Below are 10036 nucleotides of genomic sequence, written 5' to 3'. Positions count from 1 at the left end.
GTCAGTGCAATATAATACAATTCCAGATTAAACTGAAAGTTTATATTATTTAATTACAACGGTTTTTTTACTGGTCGAGTATGCATTAAAGACTCCCAGGGCTTTGTTATTAAAATTAGAAGGCGGATTAGCTGGTGCTACCGGCGGGCCACCTGCACCAGAATTTTGCCCTAAGCTATAAAAGTACTTGTAAACATTTCTATCAATGCATTGAAATTCAACCTCAATGGTATCTCCGCGAACCAGATCATTCAGGTCATAAAATATCACATTTGCGGCTTTATTACCATCATCAAATCGATCCTCACTTACTGCATCCTCCTCTATCTTACCTTTTACAGTTAAAATATATCGGTATTGATTTTGAATATCTTTTGGGTCATTATAATTAGCTGCCACATAAGTATTCTTTTCCCCAAAAAAACTAAAATCCTTAAAAGTCAATGAATCAAGTGGAACTTTAACTGGCATGGTAGAGCTGGCTGTATAAATTTTACCTTCGTAAGTAACATCTAATGTGTACTTCTTACCCGACTGCCCTCTAAATTTAGGACTTTGATACACACCTTTAGATACCTCAACATATTCCATAGTAGTTCCTTCTTCATTTCTCACGATCACTTTTGCACCCGAAACCGAATTAAATCTGTTGGGATCAGTAAAATCATATGTTTTAGAAACCATTATCAAATGGTTCTCAACTTTATCGCTAAGCCCTCCGTATATCACCAGTTGTGGCGCTGCATTGTCTAGCTTTAGATTGATCACTTTTTCGCATCCAGCCAGCACAAATAAAACAGCTAAAACACCTAAAACCCCAAGTATATCTCTCTTTTTCATCTCATTAAAATTTGAAATTCCACGTTACCGACGGAATTATGCCAAACAAAGTTGTACGTACTACCTGCGTTGTGGAAACATCATCAGGATTATCCTTAAAATCAATTGAAAATGCATTATGGCGATTGTATACATTATAAATGCCAAATGACCAGCTCGACTGAAGCTTCCTCCCAGGTTTTCCTTCAAGTGTAGCAGAAAGATCTAAACGATGATACGCGGGCGTACGGTAGCCATTTTTTTCTGTGTAATAAAATGCTGTACGGCCATTTATTTGATATTTACCACTTGGATAAGTAACTGCATTGCCTGTATTGTAAACAAAAACCGAAGAAAAGGTCCACCTGGATCCGGCCTTATAAATCCCAACAAGTGATAAATCGTGCGTCCTGTCTTGTTTCGCATAAAACCATTTCCCATCATTTATTGCATCAAATTGGCGTTGTGTTCTGGACCAGGTATAACCAATCCATCCATTAAACTTGCCAAATCTTTTCTTTAAAAAAAGTTCAATACCATAAGCCCTGCCATCACCAAAAAGTAAGTCAGCCTCAACATTTCCATTCCCTCTAAGATCAGTTCCACTTCTATATTCTATCTGATTTTGCATCCATTTATAGTACAACTCCGCTGAAAACTCATAATTATTGTCGCTAAAGTTTCTGAAATAACCTGCAGCAATCTGATCCGCAATTTCTGGTTTAACATTGTTGCTGTTCATGATATAAAGATCAGTTGGAGATGTTGATGTTGAATTAGACATCAGATGGATATTTTGAATATTCCTGGTATATGCGGTTTTTAAAGAGCTTGAGGGTGTTAACTGATAGCTAGCAGAAATTCTTGGTTCCAGATTAAAATAATTTTCTACCACCTCGCCCGCTTTATATGATGTTGTACTGGTGGTATTTCCATCTGCATCATATGTTTTAAAGTTACCTGCCCCTAATAAAGAGAACCCGCTTAACCTAAGTCCGTAAGCCAGGTTCATCTTTTCGTTAACAGCCCATTCATCCGATAAGTAGGCAGCAAGCTCCAGTCCTTTGCGGTTTTCGTAGGTGGTTGCATTTACACTCGACGACTCGCTTGCAGTAAGTTTGCCCGGTGCAATGGTATGATGAATGGCATTTACACCAAACTTTAAACTGTGACTACTACTTAAACTGTATTCAAAGTCTTGTTTTAAATTAAAATCTTTAATAGAAGAGTTCACTTGAAAATCATTGTCTTCCATAAAATTCTGAATTACATAGTTATAGTTGCTATAAATCAGGGAAGTATTTGAAAACAATCTGTCGCTATACAGGTGGTTCCAGCGCAGGGTAAACGTAGCATTACCCCAATTAAAACCAAAAGCCTCTGATATTCCAAGTTTATCGCGTCCAAAATAACCCGACAAGTACAAGGTGTTCTTCTCATTTAACTGGTAATTTGCTTTGGCATTTACATCATAAAAATAAAGCGTATTGCCGTTTATCGAACTATCTGGCGACAAGGCTAAAAAAGCATCGAGGTAGGTTCTGCGGGCACTAATCATAAATGAACCTTTATCCTTAACAATTGGTCCTTCTACCTTTAACCTAGATGAGATCAAACCTATACCACCCTCTGCCGTATAATCCTTACGATTTCCATCATTCATCTTAATATCCAGTACAGAAGCCAATCTGCCGCCATATTGTGCAGGCATTCCTCCCTTATAAACACTTACATCTTTAATCGCATCAGAATTGAAAGTCGAAAAGAATCCAAGCAAGTGCGAAGCATTATATACCGGGGCTTCATCCAGTAATATTAAATTCTGATCKGTAGATCCACCCCTAACATAGAATCCACTATTGCCCTCTCCTGCCGATTTAATTCCGGGCAGCAATTGCAACGTTTTAAGCACATCACGTTCTCCAAGCAAAACAGGCACATTGTTAATTTCTCTGATATTGATTCTCTGAAGGCCCATTTGCGGACTGCTCACATTATCATTTTTCTTTTCGGCGGAAATAACCACCTCGTTTAACTGATTATCTTCTGAAAGAACAAAGTTCTGCCTGACGTTCCGTGAAATTGTAATTGATTGTTTAACCGTTTTATAACCAATAAAACTTATTGAAAGCTCATAAATCCCTTCTGTTGCACTCAAAGAATAAAATCCATATGCATTAGTTCCAGCACCAATGGTTGTTGAACCGGTAAGCTTAACACTGGCACCTATTAATGTTTCACCGGTTCCGGAATCGGTAACTATACCGCTAATCGTAAATTTATTTTGAGAAAAAGCAAATTGACAACAACATATAAATAATAAAAGTAGTGGTACAAATCTCTTTGTTATTGGCATATAAATACTTAGTCTTTCGTAAAAATAGAAAAGATAATCTATTCCATCACTACTATTGCACTAATTACCTTGGCCTGCAGTCCATAATATCGCATTATTTACCATTCTCTTCCAATTATTGTTTAGAAGCAAGTCTGGCGAGTGCCCCATAAAAATATAAACATTCCTTGCCTTAACTTTTGTGTTTACCCATACCACGGGGTGGTCGCCCATTTTTATTTTGGAATCTGGCTGATAACTGGCTTCATCTACATTGGCCAATACATGTACATTTGACCTTGGGCTTTTATTATAAGTATACCATTCTTCTTTATCCACTTTAAATAATGGGGTTACTCCTTTCATCACAGGATGTGTTTTTTCCTCTATCCTCACATTGGCCGAAGCAAAGTCTGCGATATAGTTCTGGAACCTTATGGTTCCCATGAAATCGGAAAACCAGTTCCACATTGGATACCCATCGAACTCACCGAGTAAAGTGGCATGATGAAATCCCAACCATCCACCTTTCCCATTATTGATGTAATCTTCAAAGGCCTTAACGGCTTTGGGTTTCCAGGCATAAGGAGGGTAATCCAGTTGAATAACCAGCTTATATTTTTTTAAAAAAGCATCATCAATTTTATCAGTATTGTCAACATAATCAATTACAAAATGATTCTTTTTTGAAAATTCATCTAGCCATGGGCGTACTGCTTTAGTAAAAGCAATATGATGCCCTCCATTTTCGGCCAACGCCAAAACCCTAAACAGCGGCTGTTCAATTTCAGGCTCTTTTACGGCTTCTATTGCGGTTAATGCCTGTAAAAACCATGCTGCATGAGGTATCCATTGTTCTGTCCAGCGCCATTCATTTCCGCCGGCTTCTGCTTTAAAATCTATACCACTGCCATCAGCATTTCCATCTTTTCCGGTGATACCATTAGAAATCCCTCCTTTTTGAGATCCGTGCCCAAACAAGGCAGCCATATAGGGTACATTTTTTTCGCCAAAGCCATACATAAAACACATTGAATAAGGGTTGCTGCCCAAAATCCATGAAAGTTGCTGCTCAGCATAAAGTTCAATATCCTTTCTTACTCCCCAGCCACTTTTTTCGGGGTAAATGAGTCGGCCACCTAGCAATGACGCAGTGGCTAAAGAACCCAGTCTTGCATTTTCTCCCTGCCACCACCAGCCTGTTTCATTTTCATGAGGTATAAAAAACCCTTCCCGCACTTTGCCGTTAAGTTTAAAATACTGACGTGCATATCCAAACGGATTATTAACAGATTTGGCAATCTTTAAATTGCCATCAATAGCTTTCTTAATTACAGCGAGGGTTTGTGTTCTGTACCCCTCTTCTTTTTCCATATCAAGATAACGGACCAAAGCAACTACCGGCAATCCCGCATCGGCAGCATGCCAAAATGGTCTATCTTTATCATCTGCGATAAAATATCCCTTATCGGTTATTCTGGAACTTAAATTTGAAGCTCTTTTACGCGCCTCGTCTCTGTAATAGGAACTATCTGTAGCTACCCACAATTCCGTAGCGGCCATTAATGCGCAATAATCATCAATGATGTTCTCTTTCCCATCATCAGCATATTTCAAATTATTTACCGTCAAATGTGCATATGCAATTTCTGCAGCTTTCAGGTATTCTTTAGCTTGATAATCACCATTCTTGCTCCATCTAGAAATGCGGGCTAACGAAGCAATTGCCATGCCCCCTCCTTCTCTAAATGCGCATTGATAATCTGCCGTAGTAACACTGTTTGCCTCCAGTCCTACAATTCTTCGGGCACTTGCATCTGGCTTAAAGTAGCTAAATACAGTCATGTAAAAGTACCCCTCCTCAGATAAAGAACGCATCAAATAGTCGGCACCCCATAAGGCTTCTGTTTTCAGGTCCTCTTTGAGTTTCAGTCTATCCAGCAATGCCGGGATTTTCTCGGTAGCATTAATCATCGACCAGGTAACCAAAGGGATTTGCTGTGGCAACATAAAATTCGCGTATGCCAAATGAGAAAAATATTTACTGATATCTCCAGACGCATCACCCCAGCCTCCATGCACATCTACCCTCTTCTCACTGCCATAAAGCAACATCTTTTTATCGGCCTCTATTTCCTGAGGAGTATTGGCGCGTTGCTTTTTATAATAGTTAAGAATGCTGGGTAAGGTATTAACCGCAAGTGCCTGTGCGGCAATATCAAAACTGGCCGATGTATAATGCTTTCCTTTAAATAATACATCGATCTTATATTTTCCGGGTTTATTAAATGAGGAAAAATCCGCAGTATAAAATTGACGATTCGGAAACCATTCCTCAACAGATCCTGCAGCTTTAAGAGTAGCACTAAAACTTATCTTTTGATCAGAAGCATTAATTAATGAGAACTTTTTTAATTCTGAAAAGCCACTCTCTAAACCAACAATGGCTTGCTTTGGCCCTGATAAATCAAAGGCGACCTGATTAACATGAATTACGGGTTGGGCCTTTATGGCAAAAGCAGATGCAAAAAGCAATATTAAACTTGCGCAAACAAATTTCAAGCGTTTTATCATTTTTTAGAGAAGAGGTTTTAAATGCATCGGCAAAATTGCTTCATGGCATTCTCAAAAATAGCATAATTTTCTCCCTTTAATAGAGCGTGGCAGCTACCAACCAAGATAACAAACTAAAAAACAACACCTTAACAGACGGCTGTAGTATTATTGTAGGGGCAATGCTTTGCCACAATCTTCACTTGAACTGGTCTACGACTATATCTAAACACAATCCTGTTCTCAGCCTCCTATCTACTAAACAATTCTCCATTGATGTTGTTATGCTAGCATGGATCCTATCACATCAGCCTTAATTCACGCTTCAAGAACTGGCGATTTGCCACTATTACAAGAAATAATAGATCAAAAAACCGACCTTGAAGTTCGTGATGATAAGGGTTATACACCCTTGATTATCGCTTCTTATAATCATCAACTTGCTGCAGCCCAATTGCTATTACAGTCAGGAGCAGATGTTAATGGCAAAGATACAGGTGGTAATACAGCATTAATGGGTGTATGTTTTAAAGGCTATGCAGATATAGCCGAGCTTCTACTCAGTCATCCCCATATCAATCTCGATGCACTGAACGGGAATGGAGGAACGGCCCTGATGTTTGCCATTATGTTTGGGCGCAATGAACTAACTCAATTACTATTGAAACATGGTGCAGATATAACGATTACTGATAATCGTGGCATGGATGCGTTAGAAATTGCTTTACAACAAGGCAATGAACAAGGACTCCTGCTTTTAAAACAACATCTATCTATAAACAAATAAGAGTATGAAAAAGAAAAAACTGGATACCACTTCTGATCAGGGTGAGTTCATGACGACCAACCAAGGTCTTAAAATCAACGATGACACAAATTCTTTGAAAGCTGGAGCACGCGGACCATCATTACTTGAAGATTTTATCCTGAGGGAGAAAATTACACATTTTGATCATGAGCGAATTCCAGAAAGGATAGTACACGCTCGCGGTTCCGGAGCGCATGGCTATTTCCAGGTTTATAAATCTATGGCTGAATACACAAAGGCGGGCTTTCTACAGGATCCATCGGTTAAAACGCCCGTATTTGTACGGTTTTCTACCGTTGCAGGATTTAGAGGCTCTACTGATTTGGCAAGGGATATTCGTGGATTCTCCGTTAAGTTTTACACAGAGGAAGGTAACTATGATTTGGTTGGCAACAATGTCCCGGTGTTCTTTATCCAGGATGCAATAAAATTTCCTGATCTGATCCATTCGGTTAAACCTGAACCTGATAATGAAATACCTCAGGCGGCTAGCGCCCACGATTCTTTTTGGGATTTTATTTCGCTAACTCCTGAATCTATGCATACGATTATGTGGGCCATGTCAGACCGGGCAATCCCCAGGAGTCTGCGGATGATAGAGGGCTTTGGTGTGCATACTTTTCGTTTTATTAATGCCAAAGGAAAATCTTTTTTTGTAAAATTTCATTGGAAGCCCCTTCTGGGCGTACATTCAGTTGCCTGGGATGAGGCTTTAAAAATATCTGGTAAAGATCCTGATTTTCACCGCCGGGATTTACACGATGCCATTGAAAGCGGCGCTTTTCCCGAATGGGAATTTGGCGTTCAGATTATACCGCAAGAAGATGAGCATAAGTTTGGTTTTGATTTGCTGGATCCAACCAAACTAATTCCTGAAGAGCTGGTTCCTGTACAAAGGATTGGGAAAATGGTATTAGATCGCAATCCTGATAATTTCTTTGCCGAGGTTGAACAGGTTGCCTTCCACCCCGGTCACCTGGTTCCAGGCATAGATTTCACTAATGACCCTTTATTGCAGGGCCGTTTATTCTCATACACGGATACGCAATTATCCCGTTTAGGAAGTCCTAATTTCCACGAAATCCCAATTAACCGTTCTGTCAATACGGTACACAACAATCAGCGAGATGGACATATGCGTCAGCAAATTAACGTAGGCAAGAGCAGTTATCATCCAAATTCCATTGCCGATGGTAGCCCTGCACAGGCGAAAATAGCTGAGGGAGGATTTTCATCCTATGAAGAACGTATTGATGCACATAAAGTAAGAGCAAGGAGTAAAAGCTTTATGGATTTCTTTAGCCAGGCAACTTTGTTCTATAACAGTCAGTCGGAACCAGAGCAAAACCACATTGCCGATGCATTTAAATTTGAACTGGGCAAAGTTGAAAGCGTAGAAATCCGCCAGCGTATGGTGAATCTTTTAACGCAGGTAAGCATACCTCTTGCAAATGCGGTTGCAGAGAGTTTAGGTTTAAAAGCAGGGAAACCGATAGAACCGATTAACCATATTCTTGGAGCTGATGCCAATCCGGCAGATTATAAACCGATCAAAGTAAAATCAGAAGTTGAAAAATCTTCGGCCTTAAGTATGGCAAATGCTTCAAAAGACAGCATTAAGACCAGACAAATTGCTTTTCTGGCTGCTGATGGTGTTGATGCATCAGATTTTGGAAATATGAAAAAAGCACTTCTTGCTGCAGGCGCAGTTGTTAAAGTTGTTGCACCTAAAAATGGTACACTTAAAGACTCTGCTAGTAAGGAAATCAAAATTGACATGAGCTTCTTAACGGGAACTTCTGTGGTGTTTGATGCAATATATGTACCAGGCGGAGAAAAAAGCATTAAAGCCCTACTATCTGAACCGGATGCTATTCACTTTATAAATGAAGCCTATAAACATTGCAAAGCCATTGCAGCAACTGGCAAAGGTATTGAACTGATTAACCAAAGTTATGTTGGAGCAAAATTGAAAAGTGGTGATGCCGATGCGAAAGCAGGCTTGTTGACAGATCTTAAACCGGAAGCTTTTATTAAGGCGATTGCGCAGCATCGCTTCTGGATACGAGAGAAAAAAGATAAAATTCCGGCTTAATATCCCCGTCATTTCGAATGAAGAGAGAGATCTCTTGACCATGAAGTAGTTGCGAAGCAAACTATACCTAAGCAAGTGATCTCTCTCTTCATTCGAGATGACGTTTCATCGCCAACCCAATGCTGGGGCAACATGCTCCAGGATAGCAGCTAGCACATGGATATTGTAATCAACGCCCAATGTGTTCGGTATGGTTAGTAGCAGCGTATCCGCTTCTTGTATAGCTTCGTCTGCAGCAAGCTCTTTGATGAGCTGATCAGGTTCGGCTGCATAGCTCCTACCAAAGATCGCCCGTTTATCAGCTTCAATATAGCCAAAGCTATCTGATCCTTTTCCCTGCTGTCCGAAATAATACCTGTCCTGATCGTTTACCAGCGCAAAGATCGAACGGCTTACTGAAACCCTTGGCTCGCGCTGATGCCCGGCTTTGTTCCACGCTTCCTTATACAGCCTGATCTGTTCCGCCTGCTGGATGTGGAAAGGTTTACCATTTTCATCAAACTTCAGCGTTGAGCTTTGCAGGTACATGCCATTCTCTGCAGCCCAAACTGCGGTTGCGTTGGAGGCAGCTCCCCACCAGATACGGTCCCGCAATCCGTCGGAATGTGGCTCCAGGCGTAGCAGACCCGGCGGGTTCGGGAACATAGGATTGGGATTTGGCTGGGCAAATCCGTCACCCTTTAAGCGATCCAAAAACTCCAGTGCTTTTTTACGACCCATATCTGCATCGGTTTCTCCCTGTTCAGGTTGATAACCGAAGTAACGCCAGCCTTCGATGACCTGCTCGGGCGAACCCCTACTAATACCAAGTTGCAAGCGACCACCCGAAATCAGGTCCGCAGCACCGGCATCTTCTACCATATACAGCGGGTTTTCATAGCGCATATCGATCACGCCCGTCCCAATTTCTATCTTCTTGGTTTTCGCTCCAATAGCTGAAAGCAGCGGAAATGGTGATGCCAGCTGCCGTGCGAAATGGTGTACCCTAAAATAGGCTCCGTCCAAACCTATTTCTTCCGCAGCAACAGCAAGGTCTATGGATTGAAGCAATGTGTCGCCAGCGTTGCGAGTTTGATACGAGGGATGGTCAGACCAATGTCCGAATGATAAAAATCCTATTTTCTTCATTGATTAGATGAGTTAAAACCAAATATCAAATATAAGGATAGGTCAGTCGCGCACAGGTCACCACATAGTCATAACGATGAATAAATCTTCCTTTTATAACTTGTTTAAAACTATATTTATCTTAAAACTGACCTTGTATGAAATCAGATCTTGAAGAATTAATTGAAGCTTATGAAATCGAGAAAGTAGAACTTGAAAAACAGATTTCGGAGTATGTTGAAGAAGGTGACTATATCTATGCACATTATCATAACAAAGCCTTAAGAAAAATCAATAAAACACTCGATATCCTTAAGGA

6 protein-coding genes are annotated in these 10036 nt (G+C 40.4%); 2 read left to right on the top strand and 4 right to left on the bottom strand.

Annotated features, from left to right (window positions below; genetic code table 11):
• Positions 1 to 45: 45 nt before the first annotated feature.
• Genes AC1DG9_RS17075 through AC1DG9_RS17065 form a run of 3 tightly spaced genes read right to left on the bottom strand, consistent with a single transcriptional unit; the run spans position 46 to position 5728 of the window.
• Positions 46 to 840, bottom strand: a complete 795-nt coding sequence (locus AC1DG9_RS17075; RefSeq protein WP_172659135.1) for a DUF4249 domain-containing protein — start codon at positions 838 to 840, stop codon at positions 46 to 48.
• 4 nt (positions 841 to 844) lie between these two features.
• Positions 845 to 3175 carry a TonB-dependent receptor gene (locus tag AC1DG9_RS17070; RefSeq protein WP_337718162.1) on the bottom strand — a complete coding sequence of 777 codons (2331 nt, stop codon included), beginning with the start codon at positions 3173 to 3175 and terminating at the stop codon, positions 845 to 847.
• A 60-nt stretch (positions 3176 to 3235) separates the two neighbouring features.
• Positions 3236 to 5728 carry a ThuA domain-containing protein gene (locus AC1DG9_RS17065; protein WP_337718160.1) on the bottom strand — a complete coding sequence of 831 codons (2493 nt, stop codon included), beginning with the start codon at positions 5726 to 5728 and terminating at the stop codon, positions 3236 to 3238.
• 271 nt (positions 5729 to 5999) lie between these two features.
• Between AC1DG9_RS17065 and AC1DG9_RS17060 the strand changes: the two genes are divergently transcribed.
• Together AC1DG9_RS17060 and AC1DG9_RS17055 are read left to right on the top strand one after the other, a co-directional pair.
• Entirely contained in the window at positions 6000 to 6494 is a 495-nt protein-coding gene (locus tag AC1DG9_RS17060) for an ankyrin repeat domain-containing protein (protein ID WP_172659138.1), read from the top strand.
• 4 nt (positions 6495 to 6498) lie between these two features.
• Entirely contained in the window at positions 6499 to 8610 is a 2112-nt protein-coding gene (locus AC1DG9_RS17055) for a catalase (protein WP_337718158.1), read from the top strand.
• A 105-nt stretch (positions 8611 to 8715) separates the two neighbouring features.
• Here AC1DG9_RS17055 and AC1DG9_RS17050 read toward each other — a convergent pair whose 3' ends face one another.
• On the bottom strand, positions 8716 to 9738 hold the full coding sequence (locus AC1DG9_RS17050; RefSeq protein WP_172659140.1) for an LLM class flavin-dependent oxidoreductase: 1023 nt from the start codon (positions 9736 to 9738) through the stop codon (positions 8716 to 8718).
• Positions 9739 to 10036: the final 298 nt, after the last annotated feature.

Source organism: Pedobacter sp. 05L430 (genome assembly GCF_056397585.1).
The sequence above is the reverse complement of the archived record's forward strand: the minus strand, read 5'-3'. Positions and strand labels throughout refer to the sequence as shown.

What these genes read in the sequence shown, in the direction of transcription:
- AC1DG9_RS17075 (WP_172659135.1), bottom strand. Translation starts at nt 840, where the DNA reads ATGAAAAAGAGAGATATACTTGGGGTTTTAGGTGTTTTAGCTGTTTTA.
- AC1DG9_RS17065 (WP_337718160.1), bottom strand. Translation starts at nt 5,728, where the DNA reads ATGATAAAACGCTTGAAATTTGTTTGCGCAAGTTTAATATTGCTTTTT.
- AC1DG9_RS17060 (WP_172659138.1), top strand. Translation starts at nt 6,000, where the DNA reads ATGGATCCTATCACATCAGCCTTAATTCACGCTTCAAGAACTGGCGAT.
- AC1DG9_RS17055 (WP_337718158.1), top strand. Translation starts at nt 6,499, where the DNA reads ATGAAAAAGAAAAAACTGGATACCACTTCTGATCAGGGTGAGTTCATG.
- AC1DG9_RS17050 (WP_172659140.1), bottom strand. Translation starts at nt 9,738, where the DNA reads ATGAAGAAAATAGGATTTTTATCATTCGGACATTGGTCTGACCATCCC.